The 24,089-nt window shown below is 35.0% G+C and carries 11 protein-coding genes; 6 read left to right on the top strand and 5 right to left on the bottom strand.

Going from position 1 to position 24,089, the window contains the following annotated elements; genetic code table 11:
• The first annotated feature begins 548 nt into the window (after nt 1-548).
• The 5 genes from EWM59_RS15545 (at nt 549) to EWM59_RS15525 (ending at nt 18,444) form a co-directional block, all read left to right on the top strand.
• Complete coding sequence (locus EWM59_RS15545; protein WP_130022153.1) at nt 549-2,573, top strand: hypothetical protein; 2,025 nt, start codon at nt 549-551, stop codon at nt 2,571-2,573.
• Between the two features lie 172 nt (nt 2,574-2,745).
• Nucleotides 2,746-12,597: a DUF6443 domain-containing protein gene (locus EWM59_RS15540; RefSeq protein WP_165372191.1), complete on the top strand. Its 9,852-nt coding sequence runs from the start codon at nt 2,746-2,748 to the stop codon at nt 12,595-12,597.
• Nucleotides 12,597-13,106, top strand: coding sequence for a hypothetical protein (locus tag EWM59_RS15535; RefSeq protein ID WP_130022151.1), 510 nt, complete (start codon nt 12,597-12,599; stop codon nt 13,104-13,106). The genes EWM59_RS15540 and EWM59_RS15535 overlap by 1 nt, the downstream gene beginning before the upstream one ends.
• Before the next feature lie 88 nt (nt 13,107-13,194).
• Nucleotides 13,195-16,971, top strand: coding sequence for an RHS repeat protein (locus EWM59_RS15530; protein ID WP_130022150.1), 3,777 nt, complete (start codon nt 13,195-13,197; stop codon nt 16,969-16,971).
• 222 nt (nt 16,972-17,193) lie between these two features.
• Complete coding sequence (locus EWM59_RS15525) at nt 17,194-18,444, top strand: T9SS type B sorting domain-containing protein (RefSeq protein WP_130022149.1); 1,251 nt, start codon at nt 17,194-17,196, stop codon at nt 18,442-18,444.
• A 409-nt stretch (nt 18,445-18,853) separates the two neighbouring features.
• Here EWM59_RS15525 and EWM59_RS15520 read toward each other — a convergent pair whose 3' ends face one another.
• Together EWM59_RS15520 and EWM59_RS15515 are read right to left on the bottom strand one after the other, a co-directional pair.
• A complete protein-coding gene (locus tag EWM59_RS15520; protein ID WP_130022148.1) occupies nt 18,854-20,068 on the bottom strand; it encodes a site-specific integrase in 1,215 nt (404 codons plus the stop codon).
• Nucleotides 20,069-20,333: 265 nt separating this feature from the next.
• Nucleotides 20,334-21,209: a diacylglycerol/lipid kinase family protein gene (locus tag EWM59_RS15515; protein WP_130022147.1), complete on the bottom strand. Its 876-nt coding sequence runs from the start codon at nt 21,207-21,209 to the stop codon at nt 20,334-20,336.
• Between EWM59_RS15515 and EWM59_RS15510 the strand changes: the two genes are divergently transcribed.
• Nucleotides 21,210-22,193, top strand: a complete 984-nt coding sequence (locus EWM59_RS15510) for an App1 family protein phosphatidate phosphatase (RefSeq protein WP_130022146.1) — start codon at nt 21,210-21,212, stop codon at nt 22,191-22,193. It begins immediately after the preceding gene.
• Nucleotides 22,194-22,223: 30 nt separating this feature from the next.
• Here EWM59_RS15510 and EWM59_RS15505 read toward each other — a convergent pair whose 3' ends face one another.
• The 3 genes from EWM59_RS15505 to EWM59_RS15495 all read right to left on the bottom strand — a co-directional run bounded on the left by EWM59_RS15505 (nt 22,224) and on the right by EWM59_RS15495 (nt 24,071).
• The gene (locus EWM59_RS15505) at nt 22,224-22,589 is read right to left on the bottom strand and encodes a hypothetical protein (protein WP_130022145.1); all 366 of its coding nucleotides are present in this window, start codon (nt 22,587-22,589) and stop codon (nt 22,224-22,226) included.
• 33 nt (nt 22,590-22,622) lie between these two features.
• Entirely contained in the window at nt 22,623-23,486 is an 864-nt protein-coding gene (locus EWM59_RS15500; protein ID WP_130022144.1) for a transposase, read from the bottom strand.
• A 78-nt stretch (nt 23,487-23,564) separates the two neighbouring features.
• Nucleotides 23,565-24,071, bottom strand: coding sequence for an SMI1/KNR4 family protein (locus tag EWM59_RS15495; RefSeq protein ID WP_130022143.1), 507 nt, complete (start codon nt 24,069-24,071; stop codon nt 23,565-23,567).
• Between the last annotated feature and the right edge of the window lie 18 nt (nt 24,072-24,089).

The following is a 24,089-nucleotide window of genomic DNA, read 5'->3' as shown; positions in this document are numbered from 1 at the left end:
ATTCACCTATAAATCAGAGATTCGTTAGTAATGGTACATTTCATATAGATGCAACTATTTTATACAATTGTCAATTTAGTTGTTTTACTCAATAATTTAGGTATAGATAGTTTAGTGCCTTCTAAAACGGAGTTTGCATTTTTCTTTGTTGTTTAGCCGCTAATAAGTATGTGTCTAAAGATAGATTACTAGCACTTCTCGTTGAATTTAGTATATAGATTATAGAGCCAGAAACTACCCGGAAAGAGTAATATTATTAGATATAATTGCTATATCCGTCAGCTAAAATTAGTTGTCTTAAGGGGGATTATTGCAGAAAATAAAAGCAAATATAGGTAAACCAATTTACATATATAGAGCTAACTATATTCATCCAATATCTAAAAATTTATAGAATAAAAAAAGAAAATAAAAAATAGAAATTAGGAGGTGCAACTCAGTTATTGCTCAAAAAAGCAGAAGAATTAACTATAAGAAAGGAAAATTTAGAATAGGTTTCTCAGATAAAAAATACAAGAAGAAATTAACCACCCTAAGAGAACAGTAAAATGAAAAGATTTTTATTACTAATAACTATAACATTCTGTAGTTTAAATGTTTTAGCTCAAGATTTATATCCTTCAAATAAGACTATCTCAACTTTAGAAAAGAATCTCCTTTTTAATATCCAGAAAAGAAAACTGGTTGAGCAGACAGGAACTGGAACCGATTCGTCTAAACTCAATATAGATGAGTTATTTAATGGTAGCTTTTTTCCTTCTTTTACATCATCAGGAATTACCGATTCAATTGCCATAACTATACATGATATAACAACATCATATCATACACAAGCTGGTGTATGGATTGGATGGTCAACAAGGTCTTGGGGGCCAACTAAATTTAAAATACAAATTTTTAATACTTTTAATAACTCATCCCCAGGTGTACCTATCAATACCTGGACAACTATAGTTGATACAACAGGTTACAACAAACAGGATTATTTAAAGAAAGTAACTGGCTTAATTCCCAATAAAGTACGATTCACTTTTTATACAGCTAGCGGAACAAATGGTCGATTAGGTATTTCTGAATTATTTCTTCTTCATCCAGAAGCTGTACAGGCTTATGACAATCTTTTAGTTAAGTATGATAAAAATATGAATATAGTTTTAGGCACAGCTCTTTCTACCGCTGATTCCACCCGAGGAGATTTAGCTATTTACGCCAGGGACGCTCCTGACAATCGAGCATCATTAAAAATAGGATATGATGCTTCAAATAATTTAGACATATATAGAGATAGAACAATACCTGATATTTATTTTAAGGCAAATCAGGCCAACACAGGCCACATGCGATTTGTAACTAATAATTCCAATTTTACTTTCAATGGTGGAAAAGTAGGGATTGGAACTACAACGCCCACTTCTACCTTAGATTTAAGAGGAGCCACAGGTATTTCTACGATGAATATAAGGTCCATAGCTGGAATAAGTTCAGAGCATGCGGGGATAGTGTTTCAAGACGGAAGAAGTAAAATAGGATATGATGGAACTTACTCTGGTCTAGTATTGGCAACCTCAGATATTTCTAAACCTATTATTTTTGGAAATAGTATTAATGCTGGTTCTGGAGAAAGCATGAGACTTGCCGGATCAGGCAATTTAGGTATTGGCACAAATAATCCTTTAACGAAATTACATATCACATTAAATACAATAACTGGTGCAGCTGTTCAAACTATTGAAACTATAGGCACAGGAGGAAGACCGTACACATTATTTAAGGCTGAAAATGCGAATTATGGACTTATAGGATATGAAAGTGGCTCGTCTGGTGATGTAATGAGCATCTATAACTACAGAAATGCTGCTCTTCAATTTGGCACAAATAACACGTCAAGGATGATAATTGATGGTAATGGCAATATAGGCGTCGGAATTACTCCGGCCACTGATAAATTTACTGTTCAAGGTAGTGCAGTATTTAGAGGCGCAAGTACAGGTGCAATTTTCGCACATGATAATGTAAATGGCGGGCGCACTTATTTGGCTTTAGATGGTAATTCCTCTAATGGAGGAATAGGAGGAGGAGGGGATTATATTATGCTATCAAAATATACAAATGGTGAGGCTGATATAGCTAACTATGGCAATATAGTATTAAGAACTTTAGGAGTAGGAGATTTAAAATTAAGTGCTAATGGGTATGAAACATTGTTTAAATCTAACGGACAAGTAGGAATAGGTACCACAAATATACCAACTGATTATAAACTTGCTGTTGGAGGAAATATTATTGCTGAAAAAATAAAAGTCAAAAAACGAGTGGGTGGTGTATGGCCAGACTATGTTTTTAGTCCAGATTACAAACTCCCGAGTCTTGAAGATGTTGAGCAATTTACTAAAAAGAATAGCCATCTGCCTGAAATACCTTCAGCTAAAGAGATTGAAAGTGATGGTCAAGATTTAGGTGAAATGAATCGATTACTTCTAAAGAAGATAGAAGAACTGACTTTATATATGATAGAGCAGAATAAAGAAATAAAAGCACTAAAGCTAAAAGTAGAACAGATGGAGAAAAAATAAAGAGACTGTAAATTATACTGCCCTGATTTTACCATTTATAATCATGAAAAACATTAGACACAGACATTTGTTCAGTTCTTTATTAGCTTTTTTTCTGTTGGTAAGCTTTACAAAACCTTTGAAAAGTATTAAAGTTTTCGCTGAAGAAAAACTAACTTCAACTAGCCAAAACTTGTTAATACCAAATTCTATTAAAATTTCTTCCAACCCGATAAAATCCAAGCAATCTTTTTCAGTAGCTTCCAATAGTGCTACATATGAAAACAATCTTATCACAACGACTAATAGTATTGATTCTGCTTCAAAAAATAATCCGGCTGATGACGCCAGAATAGGTAAAGGTATTAATTCTATCAGGCCTTTACCTATAAAACCTTTGCCAATTAAAATAAGGGAAAAACTGCTGAATTTAAAATTGATAGAAAATGCAGATGAAAACCCACTGAATGAGCAAGAATATTATAGATATGATTCAGTAAAACATACTTTTAATAAAATTGATTATATAGAAAAAAAGATAGAATTTGACCCGGTTCGATTCAGAGTGAGCACCAACAAAGATTCAGTAGAGATTGGGGAGGAGTTTGAAATAAAAATAACTGCCGAGTTTTTAGATGTTAGTCCTACATTAATGTTTCAATTTGAAGGTTCAAATGAATACACTTTAAAAGTGCTTTTTTCTAATGGCTTTGTGCAAACTGGAGGTACATATTATGATTTTATGGAGGGTAAGGTAACTGGAGAAAATCCAAAACAGGAATACACTATTAAAGGATATTATAAGGATTATACCAATACTGATTTTAGGTTACTAAGAAGCCATAAAGGCGCTTTTATAAACGATTTGTTTATTGTAAGGCTTAATGTGACATCTATCATTCAACTTAAAAAGAAAAGTGAAAGTGTTGAAATAAGCGCTATTAATCAGACTACAAATAATTCAGAAACACAAATTGTTATTTGTAATCCCGACATTTACGCATGCAAATATGTTGAAATAAACTTCGTTACAGAAATTCGTTTTAGCATTAATGTATCAAATTGGAAAGTATGTAAGTTCCCTTTAGAAAACCTGACATCTGTTAATGAGGTACCTTCCATAGAAATTATTGAAATAACAGATAACAGTATCAGAATAAAATATAAAGAACCAGGAAAGTACACTTGGCAAGTTGAGTCATGTCCTGGATCAAAAACTACAATTGAACTAAATGCCAAAAACAATGAACTTCCAATTATTAGTGGTATTCCATCAGCTCCTATTAAACAGAATACCTCATTAAATTTAAGTTCAAATTGCTCAGCAGTATGGAGAAAAGGAGAAAATATTGTAGGTAGTGGGTTTACTTTTAAGCCAACATTAAATGAAACTACTATTTATAAAGTAAATTGTGACTACTGTGGAGCACCGTCTAAAACTTTTAAAGTAGAAGTGGAAGAATGTCCAACCCTTCCTCTAAATCCGAGTATTTCTGCATCAAAAGACATAATACAAAGAGGGGAAACAGCTACCTTGACAGCTAACTGTCCAAGCGGGGATGTTGTATGGGAACAACAAGGCAAAACCACAACGGTAAATTTTAAAACTGACGAAAATACTATAATTGGCACCTATTCTTTTAAAGCGAAATGTGTATTAGGCAATTGTGAAAGTGGCTATACATCAAAGGATATTCAAGTTACAGGGACTGTGCCGCCTTCTTGTACTAAGCCTAACAAACCTATTATTTCGCCCGCTAATCCTCCATCGGTACAGTCCGGCCAAACTACACCACTAAGCACGAATTGTAATATAGGGACGCCCAAGTGGTCTACAAATGCCACCACAAATACCATCCAGGGTTCTCCAGGACAAACATATAAAGTTTGGTGTATTAGTGGAACTTGTATAAGTGATACTTCAACTGCAGTTACTGTCAGCAGTTGTAGCTTGGCTGCCCCAACTATCAATACACCTTCCAGTGGAATTTATCTTTCAAATGGGCAGAAAATTAACATCTCAACTACCTACACTTGCCCAGGTAGTTTTGAATGGTATAATGCAAGTAATAATAATTATCTGGGAGCAGGTATTACATCCGGAAATCCAGCTGTTAATACCCTTAGTGATGTTGGGGTAGGTTCCTACAGAGTTTTATGTAGAGAAAATAGTACCTGTACTTCCGCTTATTCAGATATTTTAACTCTTTATAGTAGCAACGCCGGATGCACTAACCCGAAGCCAGTGATAAATACTCCTGTAGCTAATGGCAGTAATTATGTACTCAGTACCAATAGCACTTGCTTTGCTACCAGCAGCAACGGGACTGTCACTCCCGGCTTTTTACGATGGTATAAAGATAATTCCAATCAATCATTTGATAATGGTTCAACAATTACTGTTAACTCTGATGGCACATATGAAGTACAATGTTATGTGGATAATAATTGTTATACTGAATTATCTGACCCTGTTATCATAGGAGGCTGTGCTATCTCAACACCACCTACTATTAATGAAGGGAATAGTACAACTATTCCCGGTGACCAATTACCTACACTTTCTACCTCATCGTCCTGTTCTTATCAGAATGGCCAGGGTTCTTTCGAATGGTATAGAGATGGCTCGTATTATAAAAGTGGAAGTGCCATAGGCGCAGAGCAAGGATGCTATCAGGTAAGATGTATGGTAGAAATTAACAATAGTTACTTTTATTCTTGTTTTTCGAATAAGGTTTGTATAAGTCCCCCTGGCGAATGCGGTAATGATGTATACGCCTGGTCAAATGCTACTGCAACTGATTGTGGCGTCTCTTTAGGTGAAACACTTATTTTACATGGTGGGGTATCAAGTGGTACACCTGCCACCGAAATTGGTTGGTATTTTGGGAATGATGAAAATAATAGGATAACTACCATCGGAGAATTTACATTCCCAAATGGTGCTCAGGAAGCCAATAAAGGTAAATATACTTTAAAAGTAAAAAGAGATAATATTTGGTGTAAAAAAAGTATAGATGTTGAAATCTGTGATTGCAACCTTGTAGCAACCCCTAAGTATAATTTTACCGGAACTGCGCAAAATGGTACTATTACTATATATGCAGATTTAAACAAACCATGTCCTACTTGTGAATTCTTATGGACATTGCCTAATAATGGAGGCACAAGGAAAGATACTGGACCTTTTAGCATTCAAAACGGGTCAGGTACCTCTGGTATATATCACTTGGCAGTGAGTAATTCTCAATGTACGCATTATAGTGATTTAGATGTGCATGTACCAGTTACACCTTCATATAATGGAAACATTGTAAATACTTCTTGTGAAAATATAAAAGGATTTATATACGACTCAGCCAATAAAGATTTTCAGTTACCAAATGCAACACTAGTTATCAAAAAAGAAACTACGCCTGGCGTATTTACAAACTTACCTGATGTACCTCTACAAATTACATCTTATAATACTTTCGATTGGACTTGGCCATATAAAGATGGGATATTATATAAAGTTCAGGTTAAGTTACCTCCGGGAGGAAGCAACGGCGATACATTTCTCGATCCTTTCCGTATTACACCTGCCTCCATACAGTGTTGTGCTTTAAAATTTGATCAGGATGAAGTAAAATGTAATGATGTTACCAAAAAGGGAATTTATAGGGTTTATTTTAAAGATCATTCTCAGAATAAAATTCTCCAATACAGACTTTCTAAATCGAACTTTAATGCCAGTAATTCAAGTGCCTATACGCCTACGGGAGACTGGGTTAATTGGATACCTGATATTCCACCCAATACACCTTCAAATGACCCCGTTGCGGGAATTATTCAGTTTACTAATTTAGAAAGAGGTTTTTATAGATGCGAAATAGTTGAAGGAACAGATACTAATCAAAAAGGTTGTACCATAACCACTTATTTTGAAAGTGATTGTGAAATACCACCAATTTGTGGATCAGCACCTTACATCAACGTAATTCCTGACGGAGTTATTATGGAGGGTTCGGGTATAACTCCTACGCTCTTTGCCGGACCTACTTCTACGAGTTCAAATAATCCAAGTGGGTTGGGTCGTGCCGCCGAGTTAAACGGTAATAATGCCATCGTATTAAATCAAGGGTTAAGCATTAACAGCAATAATTTTGGTTTTGAGGCATGGGTTTTTGTAAAGAAAAATAATCCTATTACAGTAGGTTTTATAGGTAGCGGTGAAAAACACCGATTCTTGTTTAATATTTGGGCACAGCCTGACAATTCGTTCTTTGCACAATTGTCGATAGGCTCTAATGGAATGACTCTTATTGAATCCATTCCTGAAAAAAATGATAGAAGAGTGTCCATTTCTTATGACAGACCATTGGCCGGATGGAATCATTTAGCTATTTTTTACAGAAATAGAATACCAGAACTATATTTGAATGGTGTATTTATCGGCAAAGCTACACAAAGTATATTTACGCCATATCTGCCGTCCAATTATACTAATCCTTCTAATATAAGTGCTACTGCGGGACGAATTGCTAACTCAGGTTTCGTTGGTCTTATCGACGAAATCAGAGTATGGGAAAATGTAATCGGAGTTACTCCTGCAGCAATAGCATCAGCTCTTTCTTCTACATATATGAGTGCACGAAATAATCCTGCATTGTATACAGGAGATTGCCATGATTATTGGTCTTTTGAGGATGCGGCTCATCCACTCTATACAGTAGATGGAACGCCTTACCATCTTCTTAATTTTGAAGAAGCAGTTCGTGTTGATCTCATAAGTAGATTACTAACTAGCGAGGAAGATAAACTACCGCAAAACCCAAATTATACATGGCTTTTAAATGGTGCGGTTGTAGGTACTGGCAACTCTTATACAATGCCCTTGGATGCTGTTAAAGCTAATGGGCAAAAGTACGTTTTAAGATATGAAGGAAACGGTCAGACTTGTGAAACTTCAAAAACTATTAAGATTGAGAGGTGCATAGATATTTCTCCGACTACCACGCAAACGGTATGCGAAGGTGCCACACTTATGTTAACAGCAAGTAGCAAGATAGCTACTCAAATTGTATGGTATAAAGAAGGTCGAACAACTGCTATTACCACAGGTATAACAACTAATACAAGTAATGGAGTTTTTTATAGCTCTCTTTCAGTACCGAGTAGTATAGAAGGCGATGGAGCATATTACGCAAAAGCAAACAACGGTTGTAGTACAGGCAAGAATGAGACTGAGCGCGTAACAGTAAAACATAACCCGGTTTCTAAGCTTGTAGTTACAGCCAATCCAAACCCGGCTAAAGCAGGAGCCACTGTTGAGTTTACCGGAAAAGTAATAGGAGATAACCCTACTCCGCCTACCTTTAACTGGACAGGGCCAAATAGTTTCACTTCGACTAAGCAGGATCCCATATTGACTAATGTTACAAAAGCTGCAAGAGAAGGTACTTATAAGTTAACCATCTCTGAATTAACCAATAACTTGACCTGTACAGCTACAGCCACGGTAAAATTACTAATCAGTAACTGTAATTTAGATGCAGGTGCTGAGGCAAGTTGCGTCAATAACTTAGGAAAAATTACGGTAAATGTTTTGGGAAATACCGCAGGTCGAACCGTTGAATACAGCATTAATAATACTACCTGGCAAAGTTCAAATGAATTTATCAGTCTGCTCAACGGTATTTACAAGGTCTATGTACGTTCAAGGGTAACAGGTGTTCCTATTGACCAGGGCTCGGCAGATATTTGTTATGCCAATGTACAGGAGGTATCAGTGGTTTGTGCTTCTATATGTAATGTGCAGAAAAAACTCAATTATGATAGATGGGATGATATAGAAGGTACTGAAATTGATAATTTTGATGATACCTATTTGACTAATTTATTCAATAAAGGGAAAAGCCTCTCAGCTTTTGCACCATCTGTTGAAAGTGCTGAAAAAATGTTTGAAATTCATAACACCGCAACACAGAATTTTATCGCTCGCATGAAAGGTAGTATATGCCCACCAGTAAGTGGAGATTATATCTTTCATGTATACGCCGATAATAGCGCAAAAGTCTACCTTAACACCGGAAGCGGTTTACAGCGAATTGTATGGGTACAAGATCAACCTAATGCCCACGATACACCTGTCCCGTCAGCATCTATTCACCTGGATGCCGGAACAAGCTATCAGTTTGAAGTCCATCATAAGCAAGGCATAAGCGCAAGTTTTATTAAAATTGAGTGGCAATTAAACGGTGGCACAAAACAATTGATTTCTGCCGAGTACTTAGACCCATCATCGCCTACCTTAGACCCGCCTTGTCCGAGATTTGAGTTAGCTACTACGCCTGCTATAAATCTTTCATCTGACCCATCAACCATTCCTTATAAAATAACCGAAGGAACAGCCATTAAAGGAATTGCAACGGCTTTAGATGGCAATACTAATACATTTGAATGGAAAGACCAGCAAACCCAAGGAGCTCTGTTTACCGACCCTAAAGGTACAAGCGGTCTTTCTACCAGAACTACTGCCAGTACTGTACCGATATATATCCGCCCGACTAAAATAGGTACTAGTCCCTACGAAGATAAAGTATATCGGGTATATTATTCTAACAAAGCGACTTGCTATAAAGAAATTAAGGTCAGAGTAAGCGCAGCCAGTTGTGATTGTGAGGGCGGTGATTGTGATAAAATAAGTGTTCAAAACCCAAGCCTTGTCAACGAATTTAATGATGAAAAAAATTACGTAGTTGAAACTACTTATTTAGATGAATCTGCCTCTACCGGTGTGCAGTCTGTTACTTATACAGACGGTTTAGGCAGACCAGCACAAAAAATAGCCATTCATGCAGGGCCTGAACAACAGGATATCGTTCAAGCCATAGAGTATGACTCTTATGGAAGAACAACTACTGGATATTTGCCTTATCCTGTAATTAATAATAATGGTAAATTTATTGCTACTGCCATATCTAATACAATTACCTGGTATCAGAGCAATAAGAGCAGTAGTACCCCTTTTTCAGTTACTGACTTAGAAACTTCTCCATTAAGCCGACCAACAAGTCAAAAGGGAGCAGGACACGATAATGCAGCGCTAAATACTATTACAGACCTTACTTATGCTAATAATACTAATGAGGTCTTGATGTTTAAAGTTGAAAAAGTAACTCAAACTATAAACAATGTGACGTCAGTATCTGTAAAAGTGAAAAAAGATACAAATCCCTATCAGGCCAATACTTTATATAAAACAATATCGACTGAGTCCGGAGGAGGAATAGGTGAATCATTAATAACTAATGAGTATAAAGACCGAGATGGCAGAGTAGTGTGTAAAGATGTAGGGGGGCAGAAAACTTACTATATTTATAATGATTTAGGCCAGTTGGTAAGTGTAATCCCTCCGGAATCGAGTAAGGGAACTATTCCAGGTGAGTTTACTCTTTTTGGCACTGATTCTTTTCTTGAAGGTATTTTTCAGTACGAATTCAATGGCAGAGGTTTAATGGCAAGAAAAAAAGTGCCCGGTGCCGTTGCTGTAACTATGACTTATTATGATAATGATTTACTCAAAACTACCACAGATTACCGCAATGACCAGCCAGTAACGCTTATCATGAGCTATGATGGTATTAACCGTATGCTGGAAACGAAAGAGAAAAAAGGCACTATTGATGCAAGTGTTCCGGAGAAAACTACTAAAAAGATTTTCTACGATAGTTATGATGCCATAGATGCAGCCTATAGATTAGATGAGGATAATACCAGAAGACCTGATAATACCGAATGGAAGGTTGATAGAAATCATGTTATAGGAGTGATGGTGGGTTTTTGGGAGGCTACTTATGATACAGACGGAAACGTAGCAGACCAGTCATTGCCAACAACTATCTATTACGATAATAAGCAACGGGTAATACACACCGTCAAGAAAAATCATAAGCAAGGAACAGATTATTTTAGCTCAGCACTTGATTTCAGTGGTAGGGCCTTAGCCACTTATCAGAGTGTTGATAATATAGGTTTATTAGTTACCAAAACCAAAACGGGATATGATTACGGAGGTCGACCAACTGCTGTTTGTCAGAAAATAGACAACGGAAATTATTCAGAAAACTGGGAACCTATTGCTCATTATAATTATAATGAAATAGGCGAAATGGTACAGAAAATATTGGGATGCCGCACGCAGGTGGTCGATTATGCTTATAATATCAGAGGATGGCTTACAAAAATCAACGACCCGGCCAATCTGAAAGTGACTGCTACAAAAGAATATGATTTCTTTGGTATGAGTCTTACTTATACCGGTGATGGAAATATCAATGGACAAACGTATAAAACGGCTATCACCACAGCCCAATACAATACAAACGGATTATTTACAGACCCTTATGATATTTACCCAAGCGAATTGTTTACATATGATTATAAATACGACAAGTTTAAACGTTTAACACGTGCCGCCTTAAAAAGGACAGAGAATATGGTTCTTCTATTAGGCGAATCTACTTCCAATACAAACGACGGTATTACTTATGACGATAACGGCAATATTAAATCCTTGAAACGTCATGTGAAAGATGGTAGTGGCTATACTCTAATTGATAATTTAGGATATACCTATGCTAACATAAATAAACTAGCAAGTATCAGTGACGGAAATGCCACAGTCAATAGTAACCCTTATGCCAAAGCATCCACCTACACTTATTACTCTGACGGTAGTGTAAAAACCGATGCAGGTAGAGGAGTCTCAACCGGAGATAACATGATTACTTACAATAGCGCAAAATTAGTAAGTAAAATAAAGGCAGGAAGTACCACTTATTCGTATATTTATACAACAAGTGGACAAAAATTGAGTATGACTGATGGTGCAAAAACTTATGATTATATTGGCAATGCAGTTTACTTAAACAATACATTAGAATTTGTTAGCAATTCAGAAGGTCGCTGGTTACCCAAAGAACAACTTAAAGCTTATAAAGCAGATAAGTCGGCAATTACTACTCCAACAGCCAAATTTGGTAAATATGAATATCAATTAAAAGATCATTTAGGGAATTTGCGGGCATCTTGCCGATGCTTGGAGAAAGAAAATGCCACAGCTTCTAATCAAGCTTATCCTACAGTGGTGATACAAGAAAACCACTACGACCCTTGGGGCTTAGCCATCGAAAAAGAGGTAGTGGCAGATAAGAATAAATTGCCAAACTTTGAGACTAAAGATAGATTTACTTACAATGGAAAAGAAATGCAAGGCAACTTAGGCTATTTAGACTATGGCGTGAGAATGTATGACCCTAGTATTGGTAGATGGGGGGTAATTGATCCGCTGGCTGAGAAGATGCCAGTATGGAATCCATATTGTTATGTCTTTAACAATCCTTTAAAATTTATAGACCCTGATGGTAAGGAAGGAATTGTGGTATCTGGACAACCCGGAAAACATGACAATAAAACACATTTTTTAGCAAATGGGTTGGATAGGGCTAAACGCGCTCTTAATAAACGACAATCTGACGAAGAAAAAGTCACATGGCTGATTTATAATGATAATTCTACTAAGTACGGACATGACAAGAAAATGCTGGCATCGTATAAAGAGCAGGCAAAAAAACTTGGAATAGATGTGCAGGTAGTAAATAATTCTGAAGACATAACAAAATATGTTAATGAAAAAACTGGAGGTGATTCTCGTACAAATGATAAAATAACCAGTTTTTACTATGTCGGTCATGCTACGCCAGGTGATTTAGAAGTGGGTTATCAAAATTCTTCTTCAGATTACTTAGAGGTTTCAGATTTTAAAAGTAGTGCTTTCGCAAGTGGTGCTTGGATTAATTTAGTTGCAGGGTGTAGAACCGCAGTTGATGGAGATAAATTTTTTGAAAAAAGCGTAGTAGATCAATTTATAGAGAAAGTAGACAAAAAATCTACTGTAAACGGGTCAGATGTTCGAGTGCAGTACGATGGCGGGGTTAAAACAGATCAAGAATTACTAAAAGCTAATAATGGACAAATTATTACGAAAAAAGGAAAACTATAATGATAAAAAAACTATCGATTCTAATAGTTGTAAGCAGTATATTACTATTTTTTTGCTTCAATCCCATTGTCATATTAACTGAAAAAGGGTATGACCCTATTGATACTAAACCGATGTATAAGGGCGACTCCTTAAATATTATAAAAGGGTTTGATTTCGAAACAGGTAACTGGAAAATGTATTTAGTTATTGCCAAATCTGATATGTCTAGCCTATCTATAGATATGCCTGATGGAAATGTATTTGAAACTACAGATAAGGAACTTCTAAAGGAAATGCAACGAAATTTTTATCTTAGTTACGAAAAATCAGACGTATCAACAGTAGAAAGCGAGTTGATTTTGATTAGAGAGGATAAATTTGTGTTACGTGCAAATATACAAATCGATAACAACTTACAAGGTATTCAACATCAGTCCTTCGGATGGTTGAAAGCCATCCGAAAAAATCAACTTTCTATGTATTTTAGGAAATTTAATAGAGTTTATGTCCCTGTTATATTTTTGTAAGATAGATACTAGGATGAAATAATTAGTTATTATGAAAAAAAATTGTCAAACGCAATCATGTTATATAATGATAAAAAATTTAATTCACATGAAAATAGGTTACTCTATTCTGGCTATCTTATTGTTTACTAATGTATATACATATTCTCAAAAAAAATACACAGATGTAGTCCCTCCGTCTCCGAACGCAGCAGCTATAGCAAAATTTGGTGATATACCTGTTTCAATGTTTTCTGGCACTCCGAGTATTGATATCCCTTTTTTTGAAGTAGGGATTAAAAATGTCAAAGTTCCCATTGGTATAAGTTATCATGCGGGAGGTATAAAAGTTGGTGAAGATGCTTCAAATATAGGTATAGGTTGGGCTTTAAATGCTGGTGGGTCAATTACTCGTACTGTAAGAGGTCTACCTGATGAAGATCCTGACTTTGGATACTTGAAACATAATGTAGATTTAAGTACTCTTCCGAATACTATCGAAGCTCAACGCTTATTGTATAATAAGATACAGATTGAAGAATTGGATGCAGACCCGGATTCTTATAGTTTTAATTTTTTAGGGAGGTCAGGTAAATTTATTGTCAAAAAAATAAATTCATCAAGTTTTGAATGTTACCCCATCGATGGAAGTAATCTTAAAATCCAATGGATGTTATTGGCTCCCACCAATAATAGATTTCAATGGATAATAACCGATGAAGAGGGGACTAGATATTTTTTTGGAGAATCATTAGATGGGGGTTCGGCCAATAGGGCTTGCGAAACTTCTGAAAGTAAATCAATTACGTATTCAACATCAAGAGGTGGTAGAAGTGAACCAAAAGGCACAGGTGCACAAAGGCTATTTCCCACTGCCTGGCAATTGAAGCAAATCATCCTTACTAATGGTGAGCAGATAAGCTTTACGTATTTAGATTATACTACCAATACCTGCGGCTTTTCTAATGAGTTTAATGTATATTGTTATGGCAATGCCGAAGAATGTGGAAATTATTCAGTCAATAGAACTACTATCAATCAAACTTTGGTGAATGGTAAGAAAATTTATTCGATTGTATTTAATAACGGGAGGGTTGATTTTACTTATTCAGGAATACCCCGTGAAGATTTAATAAATATTAATAGTAATACACCAAGTAATGATGGGTATTTAGATAGGGTTACACTCTCAACCTTGGGAGGTGAAACCATTAAGTCTTTTGAATTATCTCATTCCTACTTTAATTTATCATCTTATCATAATCAATTTGTTGTAGACTGCGACAAACCTAAAAAAGGTAAACTCAGGTTAGATAAAGTACAGGAGTTTGGGAAAAACAATGTATCTGTTAACCCATATGTGTTTACTTATGAGGGTGCAGATTTACCCTACTCACTTTCATATGCTCAAGACCACTGGGGCTTCTATAATGGTCAGAACACTAACACCACATTAATACCCGAATATCTCATCGCTCTACCACAAAACAATCTGGAGATTCTTGCCGGAGCAAAGAGATTTTCTGATTTCAACTTTGCTAAAAAAGGTATCATAACCAATATAAAATATCCTACAGGTGGCCAGTCTTTTTTCAACTATGAATCGCACAAGGCCTGGGCAAGTGATTTTGGTTTCGAAATTAATACAGCCGCAGACTGTATTGATAATATTACTTTATCGCGTAGTGATGTACCGTCTACTGGCCCCATGACAGCAACTAAACCATTGGTAGTAAATGGCACACAATGTTATAACAATCAACAGGGCGACTGGTATGAGTTTAATACCTATACCCCAACACCTTGTAAGTGGAATCAAAGAGGTGAAGGAGGTTGTAATACTAATTTTATCTTATCATTTGGTAGTACTAACTATAGCCTGAATGGGTTGACAGATAACAAGAAATTTTTAGCTAATGGTACTTATTCACTAAAAATTCAGGTAAGAGACCCGGATTATTCTCCTGCTGATATTTCTTTAGAAGTATGTAAAATAGCACAAAGTTCCTCTTTTACCGGCAATCCTAATCCTTCTGAGTATAATTCAGGGAATTTTGGAACTTTATGTTCCGGCGGTGGACAGCCTTATAATAAAATCATCGGAGGACTAAGGATTGAAAGCATTGTAAATAAAGACAATACAAATGTTACTTCAGTTACAAAATATGTTTATCTGAATGTAGGCACTAATCAATCGTCTGGTAATTTGGTACAAAAACCTATTTATGCACATGTATCCGAGAACCTTATAGGTCTTGATAATGGTGAGAATAATCTTTGTCTGGAATTTAACCGTTCTTCTTTCAGCCAGATGCCTCTTTTTGCCGATAATGGTAACCATGTGGAGTATACTTATGTAGAGGAAATTAAGACAGCCAATGAAGTAGCAACTACAGGTATCAGAACCGCTTATATTTATAATACTGAACAGGTTTCCGAGTTATCTTTTCCATTTGCAAGACCTGATACTTATCCGATGAGACGAGGGAAATTATTAGAGCAAAAAGATTTTTCCTATATCAATTCTAACTATAAATTGGTTAAATCTAATTCAATAATTTATACGAAAGGAGATACAAGACATAAGCCTGGTAACCCGGGTTTAAAGATTGGTTGTGTAGCAAATAGTAATATAGGTTTGAATACTGGATGTTCAGTTTTTGTCTTTGGCCAATCAAAAGATGAAGTAGACTGGACTTATGTAACAGAAAAGAAAGAGAAAATTTACGACCCAACAGATGAAACCAAGTTTGTTGTTACAAGAGATAGATATACTTATAACAATGCGGAGTACCGCCAACTCTCTGTCTTGAAACGCATTGATGGAAAAAGTAAATTAATGGATGCAGTTACTGATACTTACGATAGAGAAATAATTACCAGTTATAAGTATACCTTTGATTATCCGTCTTCAGAAATAAATACCGAGATGAAAGACAGGAACATTCTGGCGCTAGTAGAAGAAAAAGTAGAGCTGAATGATGGTATAAATACCAAAATGCTTACTCTAAGCAATACAACTTTTAACAAATGGCATAAAGAGAAAAATTATGCAGGGCTCAATGGCTTTTTTGCACCAAATTATGTTAAGACCTGGTTAGAAGAGACTTCGTATGAAAATCTTAGTAAAAACCTTGAACTTACGGAATACGACCAATTCGGGAATCTGAATGAATATAAAGAGAATAACAATGCAATGGTTTCTATGGACTATTATTTGGATGCAGGTAAGAAGAATTTATTACGTACTCAAACAATAGGGTCTGGAACCTCAACTCCTCAGGCTACAACCTATGACTATTTCCCTTTAATTGGTGTTAGTAGCGTAATACAACCCTCAGGATTAAAAACATCCTATGAATATGACAACTTAGGAAGATTACAGTATATTAAAGATAATGAAGGACGATTGGTAAAAAGTTACAAATATAATTATGCGACGCCGACATCAAGTGCAGGAACGCCTCCTCTTAATTTTACGGGTCAATTGGATGTTAAGAACAGAGAAATAAATCTTTCATTCTCATATGCCACACCAGAAGTCGTAAAATATGAAATTCGCAGAGGGCAGGGCAGTGAACCATTAAAGCTATGGGTGACTGTACCGGGTAATAGTACAACCAAAATAGACCCCAGTTACACTCCTCAACAGAATGTCTATAAGTATGAAATCCGGGCAATTTTGAGCAATGGTACTGCTACCGAATGGAAGCCTCTTAACATAATGCTACCAGCCAATTGTACAAATAACTTTCAGTTAATTAAAAACGGATTGATTTCAGCCGGACAGGTAAAAGTAGATAAAGCCTGCTATGAAATTATTTTTGAAGAGGGTTTTATTACAGAAGACAATGCAGATTATACAGCTGAGATTGAAACTCCCTAATCTATTAAATGCGTAAATTTTATAAAAATAAATTTGCCTGGTTAATTATTATTAGTTTGTTAGGAATGCAAACCTCCAGGGCTTCTTATATTATAGGAGGCTCTATTGCACTAACTCAAACTAACAATATTCCGGGCAGGTATATGGTTAATCTAACCTTATTGGTCGACTTAAATGCCTTAGTTCCAGCTTCTCTCCCTCAATTAGAATCAGACTATTTTATTGAAGCCCGGATTTTCAGAAAAAAAAAACAATACACCAATTGCTGATTTAGTTATTCCCTATAGTAACTACACTGAGGTAACGTTTAAAGATTATCCTGTTTGCTCAAAATTACGAGATGTTAAAGTAAGGGCGTATAATTATTCATTACCCATTACTCTTGATCCCAATATATATAGTGATGATGAAGGTTATTATATAGCTTGGGAGCGCTGCTGTCGCAACGATGATATTGATAATATTAAAGATGCTTATAATGCAAGTATGGTCTTGTATATGGAGTTTCCATCTCTAAAAAAATATCCTCAATATTCTTCTCCTGAGTTTTCCTTAACACAGAGTGAGTATATTTGTCTTGATAAAGATTTTACTTTTAAATTAAATGCAACTGATACTGATAATGACCAATTGAATTATAAAATAGTTACACCTATAAACGGGTATAATAATTTAGATAATTATAGTGATTTAGTGCAATCAGGACCATATCCTTTAGTGCAATGGTTGTCAGGTTTTTCTGAAAATGAGGCAATTCCTGGAACTCCTTCCTTAATTATTAATTCTACTACGGGTGAAATAAAAGTAAAAGCAAGTGAGACAGGATTGTTTGTATTCTCTATTGAATGTACTGAATTAAGAAATGGCATAAAAATCGGACTTACCAGACTTGATTTTCAATTTCCGGTAGTAGATTGCTCTTTAGCGCCTCCTGCCCCTTTGATTAAGTACAATAATGTTGTAATGCCTGATATAGAGCATTGTGCAACAGGAGATGCATTATTAGAGACAGACAATGACCCAACATGGTTCTTTCAATGGCAGAAAGACGGGGTTAATATCCCCAATGCCACATCCAGCACATTGGCTACTAATCAGGAAGGCATCTATAAGGTAATAAAAAGTTATAATAGTGTATGTGCAAAAGAGATTGAATCGGCAGACGTAAAATTAACTATTTGTGAAAGAGACTTACAACTATATATCCCAACTGCCTTTTCACCTAATAAGGATGGCCTCAATGATGAATTAGAAATATTTGGTAAAAGTGTAGATACGTTTATTTTTGTCATCTATAACAGATGGGGGGAGATTGTTTTTGAGTCAAACACTTTAAATACAAAATGGAATGGTGGCTGGAAAAATGATCTTACGCAGCCTTTACCTATGGGACAATACAATTATGTAGTTATAGCATCTTTTAGCAATGGAGAAAAATTTGAAAGGAGAGACATGGTAAGTCTTTTGAGATAAGTGTTTTAAGAAATTATTCAATTACTTCATCCAATTCTCTCAATTCAGACTTCAGAACTGAATAGGGTAACCTTATTAAAGCATAGAGTATTTCAAATTGTATTTTATGGTGTGAGATACCTTAAGATACAACAAAAACCCCGAAATTTCAAGAAATTGGCTGTTTTCGGGGTTGTTCTTTTGTATAAACTCTTGATAGTTAGTTACTTGTGTATAATCAGGTTTCCCTATTTATTTTCAATGCTGCCATGATGAATTTAGTAGTTCAAAATTTCTTTAAAAAATAGACAATTCCACTTCACAATTGGAGTTTAGATACTTCTATCCTATACATTATTTTTAAAGAGAGATTGAATTATTTCTAATTCATTGATTTATCTATAAAATTAACACAATTCCATTTTCCTCCCTAGCTCTTCCTGATTAATACTTCAGTAGCTTTATAAAGGGTATCACTTGCAAAATCGTCCAAATATATTTTTGTTTCTTGCTCTGTACCATGACCCAATAAATCTTTAATTATTGTAATTGAAGTACCATTTCGTTTCATAACTGTAGCAAAAGTATGGCGTGCAACGTAGGTAGTAATATCTTCTTTAATACCCACTTGTTGGGCAATATACTTAATGTCCTTATTAACCTGTTTCATCATTTTTTTGATTCTATATTTTATACTCACAGGCGTAGTATGAACTTTAAAATCAAGAATTGGAAAAATGTAATTATCTGCTCTGTATTCTCGATAGTACTCCATAATTTCAATAGCAGGGGGCAATAAAAAAACACTTTGTGGCTTTTTAGTCTTTGAACGAATATAATTTAATGTTCCTTCATGAAAATTCTTCCATTCAAGTTTCGCTATATCATTGAAGTTGATACCCCAAGCATAATAACTAAAAATAAAAATACTTTTGGAATCATATAGCTTTGACCCGATTTCAGCAGAGAAATTGATGATTTTTTCAATATCATCCTGTGATATTGCTCTTTTCTGAGTTTTAGTGTTGAACTTAGCTATTTTGAAAATTTCAAACGGATAATCTGTTCTTTTAGCATATCCCTCTGAAATAGCTTTGTTATAGGTAGCTCTTAAAGTGCGAAAATAAGTACTCATTGATACTTCAGACATTTTTCTTTCTCTAAAGTCCTGTTCAAGCTTATTAAGAAAAAGTTGGTCAATTTCTGAGAAGGTTAAGTCTTTTCCATTTGTATGTCTTGAAAGTTTACGTTTTAAATCTTTGTAAACATCTGAATTACCAACTCTATTTGCCTTAATTAAATCTTCAACAATCTTATCAAGAAAAGTAAAAACTGTGATTCGCTTATTCTTATTATGATACTTCTTTTCATATTCAATAAATGAAAAGTCATTTTTTTCTGTCTCAAGTGTTAAGAGTAAAGCTTTAGCTTCATTCTTTTTCTTTTCAATCAGTATCTCTAATTCTCTATATTGAGGGTGTTTTTTCTTGGGTAAGTTTGCTTTAAAGTCCCACTGCTCAGCTTTACAACTATGACCAATCGAAATTTTCTTAATTTTTCGGTCTTTTATCAATTGAATGACAATAGGGTGTTCTCCATTACTAAGAGTCTTTGAAGTATAAAGTATTACTTTTATTGAAGCCATTTGAATATTTTGGTGTAAACATGGTGTAAACAAAAGTAATAAAAATAGATAAATGAAGATAAAAATTTATAATATATTTTTTGTAAATTACTAATAACCAATATTTTATAATGATTCGATAGGTTGTATTATTATTTAAAATACTGCCTTACAAGCAGAGGGCCGGGGGTTCGAATCCCTCAACTCCCACACTGATAATCAAGCACTTAGCAGAAATGTTAGGTGCTTTTTTGTTGATGTATAAATGATTATTATCTGAATCTCTTTATTCTTCCTCCGGTACAACTACTTCGAGCGCATCGGGGATAATTTCAACTTTCAGGCTTTGTATTTTGCCGAGATATTCTCCATCAATCTGAAAATGTACCTTTCTGGCAGAGTGCATGGCTAACGAAGTGGCCTGAAAAACTTCGGTTTTATTCAAATCATATTCCTTATGTGTAAAAACCATTTTGAAAACCTCCCGGATAGATATTTTCTTAATCACCACTACCTCAAATAATTCATCATCCAATCGCCCAACCGGATTGATAACGGCACCTGTGCCGTATTGCGTGGCATTGGCAATGACAATCATTTCAGCTTCTACTTTAACAACTTTTTTGTCTATACGCATGCTGATTTCCATTTTTGGATTCTGAGCCAATACTTTCAGAGAAGCAATAAAATATCCCCACATCCCTCTTACTTTCTGATTTTTAAACCTTTTCATGGCATAGGCATTCAGCCCAATATCACTTAAATGGATACATAACTGATTGTTGATATTAGTTAAGTGGATTTTTTTTGAAAAGCCTCTGGCAATGACATCCAGCGCATTCTCTGCATTGATTTTAAATTCAGCGGCCATTCCATTGGCTGAACCAGCCGGAAAAATGCCTAACTTAATATGGGTATTAAGCAGACATTCAGCCACTAATTTTATTGTACCATCACCCCCGACAGCAACCACCTGATAAGGAGCAAATAACTTAATCTGCTCTTTTATTGTTTCTATATTACAGGTTTTTGTCAGCTCGTAAATTTGAATGGAGTGTTGTGTTGATTTAAAATAATCAGTTATTAAAGCAGCCCAGTTGGTATTATTCCTCCCTGAAACAGGATTAACTATAAAAAGTATTTTAGTATTAGTTTGTGTCATATGGAAATTAAAAATTCAGATGTTTTCGTAAAGGTATATCATGGCTACGGTCATACTCATAATCTGGTTGTTTATGGGCATGTACTTGCAGGGAAACCCGCTAAACCGGATAAATTCAGTGATAATCTTATTATTAATACGCTGCAATTAGTAAGGCTGTTTTTTGTAAAACCATTAGCTAATATTCGTGTAAGTTTGCAATGGGGTAATAAGCAATTGTATAATACGACCGAATCGGATGGTTTTTTTAAATTTGAATGGCAATCTGACACCGAAGTGGACGCCGGGTGGCACGAAATAACCATTCATGTAGTAAATGAGCAAAACCAGTCAATTGTTTCGGGTAAAGGCAAAATTTTTATACCACATTCAACTCAGTATGGTTTTATCTCTGATATTGACGATACTGTGCTTGTTTCTCACTCTGCCAATACGGGTAAAAAACTGCGGGTGATGTTTACTAAAAATCCTCGTAGCCGAAAAACTTTTGCAGATGTAGTGAAATTTTATCAATTGCTTTCGCTGACCTATACAACTCCTGATTTACTCAATCCGTTTTTTTATGTTTCAAGTAGCGAATGGAATCTGTATGATTACCTGAATGAATTTTTCAAGCATAACGACTTACCCAAAGGAGCCTTTTTACTGAATCAGATAAAAAAATGGTATCAATTATTGAAAACCGGTCAAACCAAACATCAGGGAAAACTGGCTCGGGTCATAAGAATTCTGCATGCTTTTCCGAAACAAAAATTTGTTTTATTAGGCGACAACTCACAAAAAGACCCCGAAATTTATAGGGCTATTGCTAATAAATATCCTGAGCAGATTACAGCTATATATATCAGAAACATCAGTGCAGAAAAAGAAAATATTACCTTAGAAATGCTGAATGCCATCACCAATAAAAACATTCATATCTGCCAGTTTAAGCATACAGATGAAGCTATTCTGCATGCTAAAAGGGTTGGGTTACTAATGTAGAAGAGATTCTTCTGTGTGTATAAGCCTGAATCAGCCCAGTGTTTCTGTTATTTTTGCCAGCCTACCCTGATTATTGTACTCGTAAGTACGTTCATAGTTTTGTTTGGCATCGGCAAAGACTACTTTTGCTGATAATACTTTGCCACTGGTATCTCTTATATAAGTCTCACTATTCAGTAAAGCATTATCGGCTACATTATATGTTTTAAAGCCTGTTATTCTTTTGGTTTTCTCCTCATACTCCCAGATAGTTTTGGTTGTAGCTAATGCTGTTTTCAGGACAAAAGTTTTAATCACTCCTTTTAGCTGATTGCCTGTAGGAGTGGGAAGCAATTCATCTGCACAGCCCCATAGTATGCTTAGGGTAATAAGTACTATGGATAGTTTTTTTTGCATTATTGTTTTTGCATTTTTTATTATTGAGGCTGTTTAAACTTTTCTTTTTTTATTGATTTTACGTAAAAAGATAACTGAGAATGCGATAAAATGGAATGATACCCAATTTTTAACTGAAAACTCAAACCTCACTAACAGAGCTTTAAACCCATCAATCCACGCATTTGAATGCTCAATAACTGACCTATTCTTGTAGAATTCTTCATCGAATATGTGAGTACCTTTTTGAAATGATTCAAAGCTTTGTGCCTTTGAATTATTTCTTGGATTTGGCTTAATATTCGGTATTATATTTTCATTTTCACAGGTTTTACGAAAATTCTCTCCATCAAAACCTGGGTCAGCGTTTAAAAATAGTCCATTAAGGTTTACTCCTGCCTTTTTCAAAAGGTTGCATATTTCTTTGAATAGGAATTCTATTTCAAACAAATCATGATGTTGTCCTGCTTGAGGAGTTGACATCCCAAGCACAATACCTTGATTATCAGACATAAATAGCGCATTTGTTGTATTACATGCTTTACGTCCCTGATAACCAATAGCATCACCACCATTCTTAGCAGGTGTGTGAGACCCATCAAATTCAATACTGGATAAATCTAAATAGTGCCGATTTGAACTTAATATATCTATCCAAACTTTTTGCCAACATCCACTTTTTGACCACTTATTAAACGGGGTCGCCCGGCGATAGTAATACACAGATTGCCATGACAATTGCTTCGTTGTAAAGAATTCTTTTGTGGGTAATTCTCTCCATTGACAGCCTGTTTTTAATCGGTGAAAAATACATTCAACAACTTCAATTAAAGGTGCTGTTGTCTCAAATCCACGCTTTCCAATTGTTAAATTAGGTAAAATCCACTTTTCAATAGTACTTTTGTTGAGTATTCCCATTAGGTGTTTTATCTTGTGATTCGCACCTCAAAATTAACACCTATTTGGGGATACTTTTGAAAAGTTTAAACAGCTTCATTAGTAAGGTTCCGATATCGCAAAAATTAACTCAAGAAAATCTTCAAAAGTATTGCTAATTTTAAAGCTTGGGAATAAGAAGAAACCATCTTCATTTTCTATTATATCACTATCATTCATATCTTCAAACATGAATATTTTTCCTTCTTCACTCCCTTTAATACCTATAAATATAGATTGTCCGTAATCAGTTTTTCCTATTTGAAGCATATTATCCTCACTTTCAAAAATTATCTTTGCTTCTTGTCTGAAAGGCCTTCGTTCTTTTAAATTATACTCTATCATTTTAATAGAATATAACTTTATTCTTTCTCCAATATTCACATTTTCAGAGAGAGTTTTACTATTAGAGTTGAATAACGTTGAAGAGGAAGACTGCAACCAGTTTTTATAAGAATCTGGTATAACAATTTCCCAATTCCCTTCAAACTTTTCAATATTTTCTAAGTTTTCGGGAAGGTTATACTCTATTAAAAAGTTTTTTGAAATAAAATTATTCAAGTTCATGATTGTAATATTTTTAGT

Source organism: Emticicia agri (assembly GCF_004168285.1).
GTDB classification, from domain to species: domain Bacteria; phylum Bacteroidota; class Bacteroidia; order Cytophagales; family Spirosomataceae; genus Emticicia; species Emticicia agri.
Note: the sequence above shows the minus strand (reverse complement) of the source record. Positions and strands in the feature narration are given on the sequence as shown.

Bases quoted from the DNA above. Each gene is read 5' to 3' on its own strand.
- EWM59_RS15495 (WP_130022143.1), bottom strand. From the start codon at position 24,071: ATGAACTTGAATAATTTTATTTCAAAAAACTTTTTAATAGAGTATAAC.
- EWM59_RS15505 (WP_130022145.1), bottom strand. From the start codon at position 22,589: ATGCAAAAAAAACTATCCATAGTACTTATTACCCTAAGCATACTATGG.
- EWM59_RS15500 (WP_130022144.1), bottom strand. From the start codon at position 23,486: ATGGGAATACTCAACAAAAGTACTATTGAAAAGTGGATTTTACCTAAT.
- EWM59_RS15520 (WP_130022148.1), bottom strand. From the start codon at position 20,068: ATGGCTTCAATAAAAGTAATACTTTATACTTCAAAGACTCTTAGTAAT.
- EWM59_RS15545 (WP_130022153.1), top strand. From the start codon at position 549: ATGAAAAGATTTTTATTACTAATAACTATAACATTCTGTAGTTTAAAT.
- EWM59_RS15535 (WP_130022151.1), top strand. From the start codon at position 12,597: ATGATAAAAAAACTATCGATTCTAATAGTTGTAAGCAGTATATTACTA.
- EWM59_RS15530 (WP_130022150.1), top strand. From the start codon at position 13,195: ATGAAAATAGGTTACTCTATTCTGGCTATCTTATTGTTTACTAATGTA.
- EWM59_RS15510 (WP_130022146.1), top strand. From the start codon at position 21,210: ATGGAAATTAAAAATTCAGATGTTTTCGTAAAGGTATATCATGGCTAC.
- EWM59_RS15515 (WP_130022147.1), bottom strand. From the start codon at position 21,209: ATGACACAAACTAATACTAAAATACTTTTTATAGTTAATCCTGTTTCA.